This is a genomic window from Aureimonas sp. AU12, from assembly GCF_001463705.1.
Taxonomy (GTDB): Bacteria; Pseudomonadota; Alphaproteobacteria; order Rhizobiales; family Rhizobiaceae; genus Aureimonas.
On record NZ_BBWH01000006.1, the window covers coordinates 14,417 to 31,660 of the forward strand.

Annotated in this window: 16 protein-coding genes; 10 read left to right on the top strand and 6 right to left on the bottom strand. The window is 68.0% G+C overall.

Annotation, left to right across the window (positions count from 1 at the left end):
- Positions 1-405: 405 nt before the first annotated feature.
- The 5 genes from AUL33_RS03220 (at position 406) to AUL33_RS03240 (ending at position 5,742) form a co-directional block, all read left to right on the top strand.
- Entirely contained in the window at positions 406-1,062 is a 657-nt protein-coding gene (locus tag AUL33_RS03220; protein ID WP_062203594.1) for a DUF2291 family protein, read from the top strand.
- Positions 1,059-2,600, top strand: coding sequence for a sugar ABC transporter ATP-binding protein (locus tag AUL33_RS03225; RefSeq protein ID WP_062203596.1), 1,542 nt, complete (start codon positions 1,059-1,061; stop codon positions 2,598-2,600). The genes AUL33_RS03220 and AUL33_RS03225 overlap by 4 nt, the downstream gene beginning before the upstream one ends.
- Positions 2,601-2,626: 26 nt before the next feature.
- Positions 2,627-3,745: an ABC transporter permease gene (locus AUL33_RS03230; RefSeq protein ID WP_062203641.1), complete on the top strand. Its 1,119-nt coding sequence runs from the start codon at positions 2,627-2,629 to the stop codon at positions 3,743-3,745.
- Between the two features lie 76 nt (positions 3,746-3,821).
- Positions 3,822-4,775, top strand: a complete 954-nt coding sequence (locus AUL33_RS03235; protein ID WP_062203598.1) for a D-ribose ABC transporter substrate-binding protein — start codon at positions 3,822-3,824, stop codon at positions 4,773-4,775.
- An 85-nt stretch (positions 4,776-4,860) separates the two neighbouring features.
- On the top strand, positions 4,861-5,742 hold the full coding sequence (locus AUL33_RS03240) for a DeoR/GlpR family DNA-binding transcription regulator (RefSeq protein ID WP_062203600.1): 882 nt from the start codon (positions 4,861-4,863) through the stop codon (positions 5,740-5,742).
- 101 nt (positions 5,743-5,843) lie between these two features.
- Here the strand turns inward: AUL33_RS03240 and pqqE are convergent, their stop codons facing one another.
- The 6 genes from pqqE to AUL33_RS03270 all read right to left on the bottom strand — a co-directional run bounded on the left by pqqE (position 5,844) and on the right by AUL33_RS03270 (position 11,370).
- A complete protein-coding gene (pqqE, locus tag AUL33_RS03245) occupies positions 5,844-6,962 on the bottom strand; it encodes a pyrroloquinoline quinone biosynthesis protein PqqE (protein ID WP_280137795.1) in 1,119 nt (372 codons plus the stop codon).
- Positions 6,959-7,252: a pyrroloquinoline quinone biosynthesis peptide chaperone PqqD gene (gene pqqD, locus AUL33_RS22005; RefSeq protein WP_062203602.1), complete on the bottom strand. Its 294-nt coding sequence runs from the start codon at positions 7,250-7,252 to the stop codon at positions 6,959-6,961. The genes pqqE and pqqD overlap by 4 nt, the downstream gene beginning before the upstream one ends.
- Positions 7,249-8,007 carry a pyrroloquinoline-quinone synthase PqqC gene (gene pqqC, locus AUL33_RS03255; protein ID WP_062203645.1) on the bottom strand — a complete coding sequence of 253 codons (759 nt, stop codon included), beginning with the start codon at positions 8,005-8,007 and terminating at the stop codon, positions 7,249-7,251. Before pqqC ends, pqqD begins: the two co-directional genes overlap by 4 nt.
- Positions 8,007-8,981, bottom strand: coding sequence for a pyrroloquinoline quinone biosynthesis protein PqqB (pqqB, locus tag AUL33_RS03260; RefSeq protein WP_306302787.1), 975 nt, complete (start codon positions 8,979-8,981; stop codon positions 8,007-8,009). Before pqqB ends, pqqC begins: the two co-directional genes overlap by 1 nt.
- A gap of 415 nt (positions 8,982-9,396) precedes the next feature.
- Positions 9,397-10,599 (bottom strand): mannonate dehydratase, encoded by a 1,203-nt coding sequence (gene uxuA / locus AUL33_RS03265; protein WP_062203607.1) that lies wholly within the window; start codon positions 10,597-10,599, stop codon positions 9,397-9,399.
- A gap of 42 nt (positions 10,600-10,641) precedes the next feature.
- A complete protein-coding gene (locus AUL33_RS03270) occupies positions 10,642-11,370 on the bottom strand; it encodes a GntR family transcriptional regulator (RefSeq protein ID WP_062203609.1) in 729 nt (242 codons plus the stop codon).
- A 125-nt stretch (positions 11,371-11,495) separates the two neighbouring features.
- On the opposite strand from AUL33_RS03270, the gene uxaC reads away from it, so the two are divergent.
- The 5 genes from uxaC (at position 11,496) to AUL33_RS03295 (ending at position 17,238) form a co-directional block, all read left to right on the top strand.
- Positions 11,496-12,896: a glucuronate isomerase gene (gene uxaC, locus AUL33_RS03275; protein WP_062203610.1), complete on the top strand. Its 1,401-nt coding sequence runs from the start codon at positions 11,496-11,498 to the stop codon at positions 12,894-12,896.
- Between the two features lie 55 nt (positions 12,897-12,951).
- Positions 12,952-14,130, top strand: coding sequence for an ABC transporter substrate-binding protein (locus AUL33_RS03280; RefSeq protein WP_062203612.1), 1,179 nt, complete (start codon positions 12,952-12,954; stop codon positions 14,128-14,130).
- A gap of 240 nt (positions 14,131-14,370) precedes the next feature.
- A complete protein-coding gene (locus AUL33_RS03285) occupies positions 14,371-15,483 on the top strand; it encodes an ABC transporter ATP-binding protein (protein WP_062203615.1) in 1,113 nt (370 codons plus the stop codon).
- Positions 15,480-16,388: an ABC transporter permease gene (locus AUL33_RS03290; RefSeq protein WP_062203617.1), complete on the top strand. Its 909-nt coding sequence runs from the start codon at positions 15,480-15,482 to the stop codon at positions 16,386-16,388. Before AUL33_RS03285 ends, AUL33_RS03290 begins: the two co-directional genes overlap by 4 nt.
- A 4-nt stretch (positions 16,389-16,392) precedes the next feature.
- Positions 16,393-17,238 carry an ABC transporter permease gene (locus AUL33_RS03295; RefSeq protein ID WP_062203619.1) on the top strand — a complete coding sequence of 282 codons (846 nt, stop codon included), beginning with the start codon at positions 16,393-16,395 and terminating at the stop codon, positions 17,236-17,238.
- The last annotated feature ends 6 nt before the right edge of the window (positions 17,239-17,244 follow it).

Here is a 17,244-nt window from a genome sequence, read left to right on the forward strand (position 1 = left end):
CGATAACGGCAGCCTTGCGACAAAAGCGCCAAGTTCGTTTGCCATCCCGATTGACAGAGCGGTAGATTTATAACAGCCTGCCATCAGTTGATAACATAAAAATATCACGAGTCCCCGGAGCACCATGAGCATCTCCGGGTCACGAGACGAACTGCCGGAACCGGGAGAGACGGTTCGGGCAGTGGACCGGGAGGATGAGAGACATGCAGCGACCGGATTTCCGCGCGCCCCAATGCGCTGTCGCCTATGCCCCGTGCCCGGCACTTGCCGTTCCGGCGACACCTGCCCGCCCCTCGTTTTCGTCCTGACACGCGTGGCTCGCGCAGCCTGCCCCTGCCCGCCCGCCGGCTCCGTCTCGCGGCTTCACGCCGCATCGGCCCCTTCTTCCATCGAGGCTCTCCCATCATGACCGCTCAGTTCGACACGACACGCCGCCGTCGCGGCGGACCGGGCTTCGGAACCATCGCCGCATCCGCAGTGGCGCTCGCGCTTCTCGTCGGCATCGCCCTCGACACCACCGTCGTGCGCATCGGCTCCGACGCCGCGGCCGGGCCGGCCGGCTTCTCGGCCGAGGGCTTCGGCGGCACCGAGTTTCCCCGCGTGAAAGGCCTGATCGAAGAGCGCGCGGTGGACACCACGACGCTCGCCGCTGCGCTTCAGGCCGACAAGGCCGCGGCGACGACGCAATACGGCATCCCCGCCGGCGGCGCCTCGGTCTTCTCGGTCAAGTTCATGGGCACGGTCGGCGAGGGCAAGGCTGGCAACTACACCGTCGCCGTTCCCGGCTTGCCCGACGGTCAGGTCGTGCGCGTGCAGACGGGACCAGCGATCAACGGCACCGAACTGCGCGATGCCACCGGCACGATCGAGTTCGGCCAGTTCACCAACCAGATCGAATATCAGGACGCGGGGTCGGCGCTGAACACCGCGATGAAGGCCGCGGTGCTGGCCGGCATCGACACGAAGGCTCTGAGCGGCAAGACGGTGACGGTGGTCGGCGCCTTCCGTCTGGTGAACCCGAAGAACTGGCTCGTCACGCCCGTCGCGATCACCGTCCAATGAGCACTGCCGAACCCATCGCCATCGGCGGCACGAAGGGCGAGGTCGTGCTCTCGGCGCGCAACGTCGCGAAGTCCTACGGCAGCGTCCACGCGCTGAAGGGCGTCAACTTCGACATCCATCGCGGACAGGTCACGACGCTGTTCGGCGAGAACGGCGCCGGCAAGTCGACGCTCATGCGCATCCTCTCGGGCGTGACCCCGCCGACGTCCGGCGCCATCGTGCTCGACGGTGCGCCGGTGGTCTTCTCTTCGGCCAACGAGGCGCGCGAGCGCGGCATCTCGATCATCCATCAGGAGCTCAGCCTCGCGCCCAATCTCTCGGTGCGCGACAACATCTTCATGGGCCGCGAGATCCAGACCGCGACGGGCGTCGACTTCGCCCGCGAGGACGAGATCACGCGGGCGCTGATGGAGGAGCTGGAAGAGGACATCGATCCCGCGACCCCGGTCGAGGAGCTTCGCCTCGGGCAGCAGCAGATCGTCGAGATCGCGCGGGCGCTGTCGGTCAAGTCGCGCATCCTGATCATGGACGAACCGACCTCGGCGCTTTCGGCCTCCGAGGTCGAGGTCCTGTTCAAGGTGATCCGCGACCTCACCTCGCGCGGCGTCTCCATCGTCTACATCTCGCATCACCTCGAAGAGGCGCTGCAGATCACCGACCATGCCGTGGTGCTGCGCGACGGCACGATGACCGCCAGCGCCGAGCGCCGCGACATCGATCTCGAATGGATCGTGCGCAACATGGTGGGCGAGAACTTCGACCTCGGCTCACCGCCCAGCGGCTACGCATTCGGCCCCGTGGCGCTCGCGATCCGCGACGCCAGCGTCACCCTGCCCTCGGGCGTCGACGTCGTCGATCGTCTGTCGCTGGAGGTTCGCGCCGGCGAGATCGTCTGCATCTACGGCCTGATGGGCGCCGGCCGCACCGAACTTCTCGAAGCGGTGGCCGGCCGCGTCCAGCTCAGCGGCGGCGATGTCCGCCTGCATGGCGAGGACGTGTCCCGCCTGTCGATCGGCGAGCGCATCGGCGCAGGCCTCGTGCTCGTGCCCGAGGATCGCCAGCGCGACGGGCTGGTGCAGACCATGTCGGTGGGCGAGAACCTGTCGCTCGCCAGCATCAAGGCCTTCACCAGGCGCTTCTTCACCTCGCGCCGCATCGAGGACGAGCTGGTGAACGCCTCGATCCGTTCCGTCACCGTCAAGACCTCCGGGGGCGCGGCCGCCATCGGCTCGCTGTCGGGCGGCAACCAGCAGAAGGTCGTCATCGGCAAGATGCTGGCGACCCATCCGAGCGTCGTGCTCCTCGACGAGCCGAGCCGGGGCATCGACATCGGCGCCAAGGCCGAGGTGTTCAAGCTCCTCGCGGAACGCGCCCGCGATGGGATCGCCGTGGTGTTCTCGACCTCCGAGGTCGGCGAGTGCCTGTCGATCGCGCACCGGATCATCGTGATGAGCCGGGGCCGGATCACCGCCGAGTTCGGATCCGACGTCACGAAGGAGCGGATCATGGCCGCGTCGGGCGAAGCCGTGGCCCATTGATGAAGACCGAGACGGGAACCCCGATCATGACCACCCCCTCCGCCCCCGCCCCCGCCCCCGCTTCCGGCAAATCCGCTGCGCCGGCCAGCCCGGCCGCCGGCTTCGACCTCGCCAGGATCCTTCTCGAAGGACGCGCCTTCTTCGCCCTCGTGGTGATCATCGCGGTCTTCTCGATCCTGTCGCCGTTCTACTTCTCGGTGAACAACTTCCTGATCATGTCCTCGCACGTGGCCATCTTCGGCCTTCTGGCGATCGGTATGCTGCTCGTCATCCTGACCGGCGGCATCGACCTGTCCGTCGGCTCGACGCTCGGCCTTGCCGGCGTGGTCGCGGGCTTCCTCATGCAGGGCGTCAGCCTGCAGCTCTTCGGCGTGGTGCTCTACCCGCCGGTCTGGGCGGTGGTGGTGCTGACCTGCGCGATGGGCGCGCTCATCGGCGTCCTCAACGGCGTGCTGGTCGCCTATCTCAAGGTGCCCGCCTTCGTGGCGACGCTCGGCGTCCTCTACGTGGCGCGCGGCGTGGCGCTGCTGATGACCAACGGTCTGACCTACAACAACCTCGGCGGGCGTCCCGAACTCGGCAACACCGGCTTCGACTGGCTCGGCTTCAACCGCCTCTTCGGCGTGCCGATCGGCGTCATCATCCTCGTCGCGGTGGCGATCGTCGGCAGTATCCTTCTCACCCGCACCGCCTTCGGGCGCTGGGTCTACGCCACCGGCGGCAATGCCCGCGCGGCGGAGTTGTCGGGGGTCCCGGTCAAGCGCACGCAGATCCTCGTCTACGTCCTGTCCGGCGTCTGCGCCTCGATCGCGGGGCTCGTCCTCTCCTCGCAGCTCACCTCGGCCGGCCCGACCGCGGGCTCGACCTACGAGCTCACGGCGATCGCGGCCGTGGTCGTCGGCGGCGCGGCGCTGACGGGCGGGCGCGGCAACATCCGCGGTACGCTTCTGGGCGCCTTCGTCATCGGCTTCCTGTCGGACGGGCTCGTGATCATCGGCGTCTCCTCCTACTGGCAGACCGTCTTCACCGGCGCGGTGATCGTCCTCGCCGTCCTCCTCAACTCCATCCAGTACGGACGCCGGCCCAAGCGCGCGGCGCCGAAGCCGGATGCCCCCGCTTCCCCGCCGCAGGCGATCCAGGCCTGACGGGCCGTCCGACGCCGGGAATACGCAGAGCCGGAAGACCGGCGCCCACCACCACAAACATCTTGGGAGAGAGACCATGTTGAAGAAGAGCAAGAGCCTGCTGCTCGCCGGCCTCGTCGCCATCGCGCCGATCCTCGGCGCCGGCGCCGCCTCGGCCGAGGGTCTGATGACGATCATCGTCAACGACCCCTCGAACCCCTACTGGTTCACCGAGGGCGAGGTCGCCTCGGCGGCGGCCAAGGAACTCGGCTACGAGGCCACCGTCTCCTCGCACAAGGGCGACACGAACACCGAGAGCAACCTGATCGACACCGCGATCACCAACCGCTCGAAGGCCATCATCCTCGACCCCGCCAATGCCGACGGTTCGGTGGGCGCGGTAAAGAAGGCGGTCGCCGCCGGTATCCCGGTCTTCCTCGTCAACGCCGAGATCAACCAGGAAGGCCTCGCCAAGGCACAGCTCGTCTCGAACAATGCGCAGGGCGCGGCGCTCGGTGCCCAGCAGTGGGTCGAGACCCTCGGCGACACCGCCAACTATGTCGAGCTCCTCGGCGCCCCATCCGACAACAACGCTGCGACGCGCTCGAACGGCTACAAGACCGTGCTCAGCCAGTATCCCGACCTGAAGCTGTCGGGCTCCGAGGTCGCCAACTGGGATCGCCGCCAGGGCTATTCCAAGATGCAGAGCCTGCTGCAGGCCAATCCCGGCATCACCGGCGTCATCTCCGGCAATGACGAGATGGCCCTCGGCGCCATCGCCGCACTGAAGGAGGCCGGCGCCCTCTCGAAGATCACGGTCGGCGGCTTCGACGGCTCGCCGGACGCGGTCGCCGCCATCAAGGCGGGCGAACTCGCCTACACCGTGCTGCAGCCGGTGGCCGTGTTCTCGAAGGCGGCGGTCCAGCAGGCCGACTCCTTCCTCAAGACCGGCAAGACGGGCGTCGCCACCGAGAAGCAACTCTTCGACTGCGTCGTCATCACCAAGGACAATGTCGACCAGTACGGCTCGCCCTTTGTGATGAAGGACTAAGCTCGATCGATCGGGGCGCCCCTCGCCGGGCGCCCTTTTTTCTTCAAGGCACGACGGCCGAACCCATGGCGATCCCGGAGGCTTCTTGAGCGAACAGGGCGAGAGAACTGCAGCCGGGCTCGAGGGCTTCCTGCCGGACGAACTGCCGGGCGACACCCGCCAGACCCGGCAGCTCAACCGGCGGCAGATGATCGCCGAAGCCGTGATGGCCGAAGGCGCCATGCGGATCGAGGACCTGACGACGCGCTTCGGCATCAGCCTGATGACCGTCCACCGCGACCTCGACGAACTGATCGGCCGCGGCCTCCTGCGCAAGACGCGCGGCGTCGTCTCGGCCGCCCCCACAAGCCTCATCGAATCCAGCGACGTCTATCGGTTCAGCCGGCAGCTCGACGAGAAGCGCGCCATCGCGCAGGCCGCCATGCGCTTCGTCGAGCCGGGACAGGCGCTCTTCCTCGATGATTCCACCACCGTCCTCCAGATGGTGCCGCATCTTCACGCCAAGGCGCCGCTCACCGCCATCACCAACTCGCTGACGCTGATGACCGAACTGCGCGGCGTGCGCGAGATCGACATCGTCGGGCTCGGCGGCCAGTATTTCTCGTGGTGCAACGCCTTTATGGGGGGCATGACCACGGCCGAGATCGGCCGGCTGCGGGCCGACACGCTGTTCGTCTCGATGGCCGCGATCATCGACGACATGGTGTTCCACCCCTCGTCGGTCGTGGTCGACATCAAGCGCGCCATGTTCGAATCGGCCTCGCAGCGCATTCTCCTTGCCGACTACACCAAGTTCGAGCGCCGCGCGCTGCACGGCTTCGCCGCACTCACCGACTTCGACGTGGTGATCGTCGACGACGCCACGCCGGACCGCCATCTCACCCGGATGAAGGCCAAGGGCATCAACGTCGTGGTGGCGCCGGTCAAAACGACGGCGCAGGCCGCCAACGACGCGGCCGCGCGCTGACAGCGCCTCGTGGGACGGCGTGGGCCGGGTCGGTTTTCCGGTATGATCCGACCCACCGACCGCGCGGCAGGCGGTGCCTCCGCGCAATACGGCGAGCGGCTTCAGGCCAGCGTGTCGACGAAAGCGCCGATTCGACGGTAGGTGAACTCCGTCGTGGCGCTGGCCGCGTCCGCTTCGGCAAGCGCCAGAACCTTGCCATGCAGCGGCGAGAGCGAGCAGGCGGGATCCGTAGCCGCCGCGTCGCCGGCCAGGATCATCGCCTGACAGCGACAGCCGCCGAAGTCGATGTCCTTGCGCGCGCAGCTTCGGCAGGGATCCTTCATCCAGGCCGTGCCGCGGTAGGCGGCGAAGGCCGAGGACGATCGCCAGATCTCGGCCAACGGGCGAGCAGCCGCATTGTCGAAGCTGAGGCTCGGGATGCTGGCGGCGGCGTGGCACGGCATCACCGTGCCGTCCGGGGTGATCATGAAGGCGTCCTGCGCCCAGCCGCCCATGCAGGCCTTGGGATAGCGCGCGTAATAGTCCGGGGCGACGAAGTCGATCGCCAGCACGCCGCGCAGCCGCGCGCGCGCCGCTTCCACGATCTCCACCAACCGCGCGACCTCGTCGCGCGAGGGCATCAGGGCCGGGCGATTGAGCAAGGCCCAGCCGTAATATTGCACGTTGGCGATCTCCAGCCGCTCCGCCCCGAGGTCGAGGGCGAGTTGGATGAAGAGGTCGGCCTCGCCGATGTTCTGGCGATGCAGCGGCGCGTTGATCGTCAGCGGCAGCCCGGCCTCGCGCACGAGGCGCGCGGTCGCGAGCTTCTTCTCGTGCGCGCCGCGCAGGCGCCCGATCAGTTCCGTGGTCTCCGGCCGTCCGCCCTGAACGCTGAGCTGCACGTGATCGAGTCCGGCCTCGGCCAGCGCCGCCAGCGTTCCCGGCTTCAGCCCGACGCCGGCCGTGATCAGGTTGGAGTAGACGCCGCGCCGGGCCAGACCCGACACGAGTTCGGGAAGATCCGGCCGCAGCGTCGGTTCGCCGCCCGAGAGATGGACCTGCAGGATGCCGAGATCGGCGGCCTGCTCGAAGATCGAGGCCCAGGTGGCGGTGTCGAGTTCGCGATCGGCCTTGAGAAGGGCGAGCGGGTTCGAGCAGTAGGGGCACTGCAGCGGGCAGCGATGCGTCAGCTCGGCGAGCATGCCGATCGGCGGGCCGGGCGCGTCCGTCACGTCGCTCACAGGCGCACCACCATGCGGTCCGACCAGTCCTGCAGGAAGGCGACGACATCGGCGCGAACCGTCTCGGCATCGGCGCCATATTCGCGCGCGAGTTCGTCGGCGATCGTATCGACGCCCGCCGAACCGTCGCAGCGCCGCAGGATGGCGAGGCTCGTCTCGTCCGGCCACAGGATCTTCTCGGGCGAGAGCAGCGCCCAGGCCTGACGGACGGGATCGAAGTGCAGGCGGACATGGCGCGGCAGCGTGGGCCGGGACGCTCCTGTCGCCATTCGTCTGATCGGTATGGTCATGATCGCACGGGATCCTGCGGCACGAAGGCGCCGGGCGACACATGCCGCGGCTCGACATAGGCGAAATGCAGGGCGTCCAGCATCGCCCAGAGGATGTCGCACTTGGTCACGAGCGCATCGACGACTGCCTGCTGCGTCTCGCGCGTCACGGCATGCTGGCGCACGTAGCCGAGCGCGAGATCGACGTCGCGCGGGGCCTGCGTCAGGCGCGGCGTGAAATAGCCGAGCGTGTCGGCATCGATATAGGGGTAGCGCTGGAGGATCGCCGAGACGCGCTCGCCGATCACCTGCGGTGAGAACATCTCGGTCAGCGAAGAGGCGATCGCCTCCAGGAGCGAGCGCTTTTCGACGAAGGTCAGATAGGCGTTCACCGCGAAGCGCGTCGCCGGCAGGGCGAAGCGCTCGGCCTCGACGTCGGCGGCATCCAGCCCGAGACCGGTCGCGAGCTTCAACCAGCGCTTGATGCCGCCGGGCTGCCCGGCAACGCCGTCGTGATCGAGGATGCGTTCGCGCCAGGCGATCCGCAGATCGCGATCCTCGATGCGCGACAGGATGATCGCGTCCTTTCGCGGGATTACGGCCTGATAGCAGTAGCGGTTGAGCGCCCAGGCCTGCATCTGGCCGCGGCTGAGCCGGCCCTCCACCATCAGCCGGTGGAACGGATGGTTGATGTGGTAGCGCTCCGACCCGACGCGGCGGAGCAGGGCTTCGAGATCCGCGGTGGAGAGCGCGGCATCGATCCTGAAGTCCGCCATCATAGGGCGATGTCCATTCCGTCGTAGGCGACCTCCCAACCCTTCGCTTCGACGCGCGCGCGCTCGGGCGAGGCCTCGTCAAGGATCGGATTGGTGTTGTTGATATGGATGAAGATGCGGCGGCCGGCCTCGACCTCCGCCAAGGCGGCAAGCGAACCATCCGTGCCGTCGATGGCCAGATGGCCCATGCGCTGTCCGGTCTTCGCGCCGACCCCGGCCTCGGCCATCTCGTTATCGGTGAAGACGGTCCCATCGAAGAACAGGACGTCGCCTCCCCGGATCCGCTCGCGCAGCCGGTCGTCGACGGCGGCGCAGCCGGGAATGTAGTGGACGCGAGCCGCCGCCCCGTCCGCCGTGATCCGCAGGCCGATCGTGTCTTCCTCGTTCGCTCGGAAATCCGCTGCCGCATCCCCCGTTTCGAGGAAGAGCGCAACCTTGCCGGGCACCGCGAACAACTCGATCGTCAAGCCGGTCGGCCCGTCCGGCCCATGGATCGCGCAGGGATTGGCGAGCGTCAGGGGAATGCGGGTGACGTAGGCGGGATCGAGAACGCGGAAGATCGGGTTTTCGGCGAGAACGACGAGGACGCGGGCGGTGGCGTAGAGATGGAATGCCTGACGCTCGCGCAGCGACAGGAGGCCGGCAAGATGGTCGACATCGGCATTGGTCAGGACGACGGCGCGGATCGGCGTCGAACGCAGCGGCGCGTCGGGCGCCGGTTGAAGCTCGGGCGTTTCGTTGATCTGCTGGCGAATGTCGGGGGACGCGTTGAAGACGACCCAGCCCGCGTCGTCACCGGCGGACGCCGCGATGCTCGACTGCAGCCGGGGCATGACCCGACCGGCGCCCTCGCGCGCCGCCCGACTCAGCCGAAAATTGCAATTCCATTGTGGCACGCCGCCGCCTGCGGCCGAGCCGAGAACCTTTACGCGCAAAGCGTCGTCTTCCCCATGTGAGATCGGATCACGCCGCACGTCCTGCAGAGATGGTCTCGCTGGATCGGTGCATCCACCGAGGGCGTCATCCCGGCACGCGCCACGCCAGTTTGTGTAGCTTCCGTGCGGAGCGTCTCGTTCCATCGCCGTCGGCGAGCGTCGAACGCAGTTCGGGCGCAGATCCTGCGACCTGCGCCCGTCGACCGCCTACTTGGCGGTGTCGGCCTTGCGGACCTCGAGTTCGGCTTCCGCGTAACGCGAAATCTCGAAACCGGCGGCCACCTGGCACATCTGCGGCTTGCTCCAGGACTTCGTCATGTCGGTCTCCTTCTCGACGATCGAGCGACTGCTCGAACCATGACCGACGAAATAGGGACGACCGGCGGCAGAACCACCACGAGGCGCTTCAACACGTTTTGATACGCGAAATGATCGCGCGCGTGGAACCGCCGTCTCAGGCTGCCGATGGTTGTTCCGGTGGGTGCCCCAGCGCATGGAGAATGCCGCGCAGTTCGGCGAGGCCGCGCATCCGGCCGATGGCCGGATAGCCCGGCGTCACCACCTTGTGGAGGTCGTCGAGCATGCGATGGCCGTGGTCGGAGCGGATGACGATCGTCTGGCCCTTGGCCCGGGTGCGATCCTCGGCGACGAGTTCGCGCAGCACCGCCACCATATCGACGTCTCCCTCCAGATGCGCCGACTCGTGGAACGTGCGGGGATCGGCCTCGCGCGTCGTGGCGCGAAGATGCGAGAAGTGGATGCGCGGGGCGAAGCGGCGAACCATGGCCGGCAGATCGTTGTCGGCGCGCACGCCAAGACTTCCCGTGCAGAAGCACATGCCGTTGGCCGGCGACGGCACGGCGTCGAACAGGGCGGCATAGTCGTCTTCCGTCGAGGCCACGCGCGGCAGGCCGAAGAGCGGGCGCGGTGGGTCGTCGGGGTGCAGCGTCAGCTTGACGCCGAAGGCTTCCGCCGCGGGCGTCACGGCGGCTAGGAACTCGACGAGGTGCTGGCGAAGCTTGCCCGCGTCGACGTCGCGATAGGTTGCCAGCCGATCGCGAAAAGCCGGGATGGTCATCGGATCGGTGGTGGAGCCCGGCAGCGCGCTCGCGATGTTGCGCACGAGATCGGCGGCGGTGGCCTCGTCCATCGCCTCGAAAACGGCCTTGGCGCGCGCCTGCTCCTCCGGGGTGTAGTCGCGCTCGGCGCCGGGACGCTCCAGGATATGCAGCTCGAAGGCGGCGAACGTGTCGAAGTCGAAGCGCATGGCGGTCGCGCCGGTCGGGGTAACGAAGTCGAGATCGGTGCGACACCAGTCGACCACCGGCATGAAATTGTAGCAGACGATGCCGATGCCCGCCTTGCCCACGCTCTCCAGGCTGGCGATCCAGGCTTCGATCTCGGCCTTAGCCGCCCCGCCGGTGCGTTTCACCGCGTCGGGAATGGGGATGCTTTCGACCACCGACCAGCGCAGCGGCACGCGGCCGGGCGGCGTCGTCTCGATGAGGTCGCGGCGGCGCTCGACGGCCTCGCGGGTCCACACCGCGCCGATCGGCTCGTCATGCAGCGCGGAGACGATGTCGCTCGCCCCAACCTGCCGCACCTCGTCCAGGGTCACGGGCGCCTTCGGCCCGAACCAGCGCCAACCTTGCCGCATCGATCTTTCCTCCAGTGAAACGGGCCGTCGGCACGAGGCCGATCAGGCGAAATAGTCGGGGAAGCGTCCGCGAAGCGCCGCGACGTCGGGCAGCACCGCGCCGAGATGCACGTCGATCGCCCGACGCGCCTCGGCCTGGTCTCCGGCCGCGATCGCGTCGCGGATCACGACATGCTCGGCGATCACGTGGTTCATCCGGCCGAGCGCCGGCAGGGTCAGGCGCCGCGCCCGGTCGATCTGCATCTTCACCTGCATCAAGAGGCGCCAGATGCCGGGATGACCGCCGATCGCCGCGATCTCGGCATGGAAGGCCTCGTCGGCCTCGTGAAACAGCCCGAGTTCGCCGTGCTCGGCAGCAAGGCGCTGGCGCAGGATCACCGCGTCGAGGCGCAACGCCCGGCGCGGATCGCCCGATGCGGCCGCAGCCTCCACGGTGATGCCCTCCAGCGCCTTGCGCACGAGAACCGCCTCGGGAATCGCGGTGACGGGAATGCGCGAGACGAAGGTGCCGGACTGGGGAAAGACGTCGACCAGCCCCATCTCGGCCAGCCGGATCACCGCCTCGCGCACCGGCGTGCGGCTGACGGCAAATCGGTCGATGATCGCCTTTTCCTGCAGCGGCGTCCCCGGTGGAAGCTCGAGCGATACGATCTCGCCGAGCAGAGTGTCGAAGATCAGCCCGGCCGAGGTGACACGGCGGCGCATCGGTCCGGTGGCGGCACGGCGGGTCGAAACCGTCGACGCCAAAGCGCCCTCGCCTTCGTCCCGCATGCCGTCCTCCTCGCATCGCCGCTTCGGCGGTCGTTGACATTCTAGTATATCAATCGTTAGTTGATGCCAAGCGCGACCCCGAGGGTTTGCCGAGCCGGAAACCGGCCGAAGGGAGGACGTGGATCATGGCGCTCAATCCGGACCGGCTCCTGCCGATCGAGCCCGAGGCACGCGCGATCGCCCGTCGCCTGTTCGAGGGCGTGGCCAATCTGCCGATCGTCTCGCCGCACGGCCACACCGACCCGCTCTGGTACGCCGACAACCAGCCCTTCCCGGACCCCGCGGCGCTCTTCGTGGTGCCCGATCACTATATCTTCCGCATGCTCTACTCGCAGGGCGTGCCGCTCGAAGCGCTCGGCGTGCCGCGCACCGACGGGGGACCGAGCGAAACCGATCCGCGCGCCATTTGGCGCATCTTCGCGGAGAACTATCCGCTCTTTCGCGGCACCCCCTCTCGCCTCTGGTTCGAGCATTCGCTGGAGACGGTCTTCGGCATCGAACAGCGCCTGACCGCCGGAAATGCCGACGCGCTCTACGAACTGATCACGGAGCGGCTCGGCGACGACGACATGCGGCCCCGCGCGCTCTTCGACCGCTTCGGGATCGAGGCGATCTCCACCACTGACGCCGCGATCGACGATCTCGCCGCCCATGACCGCATCCGGCAGTCGGGCTGGAGCGGCCGGGTTCTTCCCTGCTACCGTCCCGACGCCGTGATCGACGCCGACCGGCCCGACTTCGCCGCCTCGCTCGACCGCCTGTTCGAACTGACCGGCCAGCCGCGCACCTACGCCGGCTATCTCGAAGCGCACCGTATCCGCCGCGCCTATTTCAAGGCGCGCGGCGCCACCGCCACCGATCACGGGCATCCGACGGCACGCACAGCCGCGCTGACGCCGGCGGAAGCCGCGCTGCTCTTCGACAAGGTCGTGTCGGGACGCGCGGAACTCGCCGAGACCGAGCTGTTCCGGGCGCAGATGCTGACCGAGATGGCGCGCATGAGCCTCGAGGACGGGCTGGTGATGCAGATCCACCCCGGCTCGATGCGCAACCACAACCCCGCGCTCTTCGCGCGCTTCGGGATGGACAAGGGTGCCGATATTCCGACCCGCACCGACTACGTGCGGGCGCTCAAGCCCTTGCTCGATCAGGTCGGCAACGAGCCGCAGCTCACCGTCATCGTCTTCACGCTCGACGAGACCGTCTATTCGCGCGAGCTCGCGCCGCTGGCCGGCCATTATCCAGCGCTGCGCCTCGGCCCCGCCTGGTGGTTCTTTGACAGCCCGGAGGGCATGCGCCGCTTCCGCGAGACCACGACCGAGACCGCCGGTTTCTACAACACGGTCGGCTTCAACGACGACACCCGCGCCTTCCTGTCGATCCCCGCCCGACACGACGTCGCACGGCGGGTGGACTGCGCCTATCTCGCCCGCCTCGTGGCGGACGGGCGTCTCGACGAGGACGAGGCCCACGAGGTGGCCGCCGATCTCGCCTACCGGCTCGCCAAGCTGGCGTACCGGCTCTGACAATCCGGCCCGCGGACGGGAGACCGCGCAAGGGCCCTTCGGGAGGAACACCACCATGCACCTGACACGCAGACGGTTCGTCGGCGGCGCGGCCGCGGGTTTTGCGGGCGCCACCCTCTTCGGCGGCAAGGCCTTCGCGGCGCTCGCCAAACCCTCCTCGCCGGTGACGATCACCGTGGTCGACGTCGCCGGCAATCTGGCGCTGACGCAGGCCGCGATGCAGCGCTACACCGAGATGAAGCCCGAATGGGCGAGCCGCATCGCCTTCACCAAGGCGCCTGCCCCCGAGCTTCCCGCCAAGCTGAAGGCCCAGCAGAACGCCGGACGCCTCGACATCGACCTCGTCCTCACCGGCACCGACGCGCTCTCGGCCGGCCTCGACCAGGATCTCTGGACGGACCTGACGCCTTACAAGGCGGACTTGCCGAACCTCGAGGTCCTCTACATCCCGCAGGCCTTCAAGATGCAAGCCATGGCCAAAGACCGGGGCGTCGTCGTCTCCTACTATCCGTCCGGACCGCTCATCGAATACATGCCCGACCGGGTGCCGACGCCGCCGAAGACGGCCGAGGAGCTGCTGGCCTACACCAAGGCCAACCCCAACAAGTTCATCTATGCCCGCCCCTCGAACTCCGGGCCGGGCCGCACCTTCCTCATGGGTCTGCCCTACCTCCTGAAGGACGCCGATCCGCGCGATCCCGAGAAGGGCTGGGACAAAACCTGGACCTTCCTCGAAGAGCTCGGCCAGAACATTGAGTACTACGCCTCCGGTACGACGCAGACGATGCGCGAACTCGGCGAGGGCACGCGCGACATCGTGGTCTCGACCACCGGCTGGGACATCAACCCCCGCGTTCTCGGCGTCGTGCCGGCGGAAGCGGAAGTCGGCACGCTCGCCGGTTTCCACTGGGTTACGGACGCCCATTACATGGTGGTGCCGAAGGGCGTCTCCGAAGAGAAGCTCGCCGTGCTCCTCGACCTCATGAACTTCATGCTGACGCCGGAGTCTCAGGCCTACGCCTACGACCAGGGCTATTTCTACCCCGGCCCGGCGGTGAAGGACGTGCCGCTCTCGATGGCGCCGCAGGAGAGCCAGGACGCCATCAAGGAGTTCGGCCGGCCGCAATACGACCAGTGGATCGCCGAGAACCCGCTGGAAACGCCCCTCGACGCCGACAAGCTCGTCGCCGCCTTCCGCATCTGGGACGAGCGGATCGGCGCCAAGAAGAGCTGAGTCGTTTAAGGGCGCAGCCGATGTCCCGCTGCGCTCCGGCGAACCGACAGCCCTCGTCCCGAACCCATCGAGGGACGAGGGCGCCGACTTTGATCGACCCACCCCCATCGCCCATCGAACCGTTCGGGACGGGGTGGATGAAGGTTCAAGCGCTCGATGACCTCATGCGGCCGACGACCGCTTCCACCGCCGGCGCGATGCCGGCGCTTCCCCTGACGAGCCGTTCCCGGAGCCCACGCCATGAACGCCCATTCCGCTTCCGTGAAGCCCAACGGCCCCGCAGGCTCGCCCCGCACCGGGGGCGGCCGGCTTGAACTTCTCGGCCTCCGGCGCTCCTTCGGCTCCTATAACGCGCTGGCCGGCATCGACCTGACGGTGGAGCGCGGCGAGTTCATCGCGCTGCTCGGCCCGTCCGGTTGCGGGAAGTCGACAGCGCTCAACTGCATCGCCGGCCTCCTGCCGCTGACCGGCGGCGAGATCCGTCTCGACGGCCGACGCATCGACGAGTTGCAGCCCGAGGAGCGCGGCTTCGGCATGGTGTTCCAGAGCTACGCGCTCTTCCCGCACATGACGATCCGCAAGAATGTCGGCTTCGGCCTGACGATGCAGGGCGTCGCGAAGGCCGAAGCCGAGGAGCGCATCGATCGGGCGCTCGACCTCGTGCGCCTGCGCGAACAGGGCGACAAGCTGCCCGGCCAGCTGTCCGGCGGCCAGCAGCAGCGCGTCGCCATCGCCCGCGCCATCGTCATCCGCCCGCCGCTCGTGCTCATGGACGAGCCGCTGTCCAATCTCGACGCCAAGCTGCGGCTGGAGATGCGCGCCGAGATCCGCGCCATCCACGACGCCATCGGCTCCACCACCATCTACGTCACGCACGATCAGGACGAGGCGCTGTCGCTCGCCGACCGGATCGTGGTGATGAGCGGCGGCGTGATCCGCCAGACCGGCACGCCCGAAGACCTCTACGAGCGGCCGAACCATCTCGACGTCGCCGACTTCATGGGCTTTCGCACCCGCATCGAGGGGCGCGTCGCCGACGCAGGCGTCGGGCGCACCACGATCGAGGCCGGCGGAAGCCGCTTCGTGCTGCATCGCTCGACCGACCTGCCGCAGGGCGCCCCGATCGTCCTCTCGATCCGCCCGGAAGATCTCGTCGCCGCACGCTCGGGCGAGGGCCTTCGCGCCGTCGTGCGATCCAGCGAGTACCGGGGCCGCGCCTATTTTGGCGTCGCCGTCCTGCCCGGCGAAGCATTGGCCTATTTCCGCTCCGACAGTCCGGTGGCGAACGGCGAGACGATCGTGCTCTCGCCCGATCCGCAGCGCACGCTGATCTTCGCGGGCGACGCCCGATGAGCGACCTTGCCCTTTCCTCACGTGCGCAGCCGCGCAACTCGCTGCGCACGCGGCTTGCGGCCAAGGGGTTCGACGCCACGACCCTCCTCGTGCTGCCCGGGCTCGTCTCGATCCTCGCCCTCTTCGTCTACCCGTTTCTGTATGGGCTGGTGGATTCGCTGACCCCCGAGACCGGCGCTTGGTACGAGAACTACCGGCGCTTCTTCTCCGACCCGTTTCTCTACAACACGATCGGGGCGACGCTCTGGCTGGCGCTGCCTGTGACGATCCTCAATCTCGCACTGGCCGTGCCCATCGCCTTCCGCGTCCGGCTGATGCGCCGGCAGAAGCTGCTGACGATCCTCCTCGTCCTGCCGATCACGCTCGGCACGGTGCTCGTCGCCGAAGGCTTGCTGAACTTCCTGGGGCCGCAAGGCTGGTTCAACCGGACGCTGATCCTCATCGGCCTCCTCGACACGCCCATTCGCCTGACGAACAACTACTGGGGCGTTTTCGCCTCGCTGCTGATCACCGGCTTTCCCTTCTCGTTCCTGCTGACGCTTTCCTACGTCTCCGGCATCGACCCCGCGATCGAGCATGCGGCGGCGACGCTCGGAGCCAACGCGTGGCAGCGGTTCCGCCGCGTGTTCCTGCCGCTGCTGGTGCCGGGGCTCGCCGTCACCTTCTGCCTTGCCTTCGTCCAGGCCTTCGCGGTCTTCCCCTCGGCGGTGCTGCTCGGCGCGCCGGCCGGGCCGACGCGCGTCATCTCGATCGCCGCCTATTCGGCGGCCTTCGAGGAGTACAATCACTCGCTGGGTTCGGCGATCGCGATCATCATGGGCGTGGTGCAGCTCGTCGTGGTGCTGGCCGTCCTGGCGCTGCGCCGCCTGTTCTATCGCGGCCCCACCGGCGGAACGAAGGGTTGAACCGATGATCAGGGATCGCGGCCTCGGGTCGAAGCTCTGGCGCGCCGCCGTCTGGGGCGTCACCATCCTCTTCGTCCTCAACCTCCTCGGCGTCATCGGTGCCGTCGTGACCAATTCGCTGGCGACGCGCTGGCTCGGCACGTGGCTGCCGACCGGCTGGACGACCCGCTGGTATTTCGACGCCTGGCGCGAGTTCCAGCTGACGGAGGTGCTTCTCGTCACCTTCCAGATCGTCTTCCTCGTCACGATCCTGTCGGGCCTCATCGGCATCACCACGGCCTATGCTCTGGCGCGACGCGAGTTCGCCGGCAAGCGTTTCGTGGTGCTGGTCTTCCTCCTGCCGCTGCTCGTGCCGCCTCTCACCTACGGCATCCCGCTGGCGACGCTGCTCTATCAGGTCGGCCTCGGCGGCACCTTCTGGGGCGTCGTCATCATCAACCTCGTGCCGTCCATTCCCTTCGTCGTGCTGGTGATGATCCCCTTCATCGAGCAGATCGACCCGCGCATCGAAGCCGCGGCGCGTGTCTTCGGCGCGCGCACCGGCAGCCTCTTCCTGCGCATCCTGCTCCCGCTTCTGCTGCCGGGGATGCTGGCGGCGCTGCTCCTGGTGCTGGTGCGCACGATCGCGATGTTCGAGCTGACCTTCCTCGTCGCCGGCCCCACCAGCCAGACGCTCGTCGTCTCGCTCTATTATGCCGTCTTCGCGGCGGGCGTTCGCGCCTCGCAGTCGATCGACGCGATGGCGGTGGTCTATATGGTGACGACGCTGTTCTGGCTCGTGCTCGCGCTGCGTTTCGTCAACCCAACCCAGATCGTCGCCCGCGCCAAGCAGCCTTCGAACGCACATTGAGACCCT

Coding starts and splice junctions, on each gene's coding strand:
- pqqC (WP_062203645.1), bottom strand. CDS start 8,007: ATGGCGGACTTCAGGATCGATGCCGCGCTCTCCACCGCGGATCTCGAA.
- AUL33_RS03270 (WP_062203609.1), bottom strand. CDS start 11,370: ATGCGGGACGAAGGCGAGGGCGCTTTGGCGTCGACGGTTTCGACCCGC.
- uxaC (WP_062203610.1), top strand. CDS start 11,496: ATGGCGCTCAATCCGGACCGGCTCCTGCCGATCGAGCCCGAGGCACGC.
- AUL33_RS03280 (WP_062203612.1), top strand. CDS start 12,952: ATGCACCTGACACGCAGACGGTTCGTCGGCGGCGCGGCCGCGGGTTTT.
- AUL33_RS03295 (WP_062203619.1), top strand. CDS start 16,393: ATGATCAGGGATCGCGGCCTCGGGTCGAAGCTCTGGCGCGCCGCCGTC.
- AUL33_RS03285 (WP_062203615.1), top strand. CDS start 14,371: ATGAACGCCCATTCCGCTTCCGTGAAGCCCAACGGCCCCGCAGGCTCG.
- pqqD (WP_062203602.1), bottom strand. CDS start 7,252: ATGACCATACCGATCAGACGAATGGCGACAGGAGCGTCCCGGCCCACG.
- AUL33_RS03290 (WP_062203617.1), top strand. CDS start 15,480: ATGAGCGACCTTGCCCTTTCCTCACGTGCGCAGCCGCGCAACTCGCTG.
- AUL33_RS03235 (WP_062203598.1), top strand. CDS start 3,822: ATGTTGAAGAAGAGCAAGAGCCTGCTGCTCGCCGGCCTCGTCGCCATC.
- AUL33_RS03225 (WP_062203596.1), top strand. CDS start 1,059: ATGAGCACTGCCGAACCCATCGCCATCGGCGGCACGAAGGGCGAGGTC.
- AUL33_RS03220 (WP_062203594.1), top strand. CDS start 406: ATGACCGCTCAGTTCGACACGACACGCCGCCGTCGCGGCGGACCGGGC.
- AUL33_RS03230 (WP_062203641.1), top strand. CDS start 2,627: ATGACCACCCCCTCCGCCCCCGCCCCCGCCCCCGCTTCCGGCAAATCC.
- uxuA (WP_062203607.1), bottom strand. CDS start 10,599: ATGCGGCAAGGTTGGCGCTGGTTCGGGCCGAAGGCGCCCGTGACCCTG.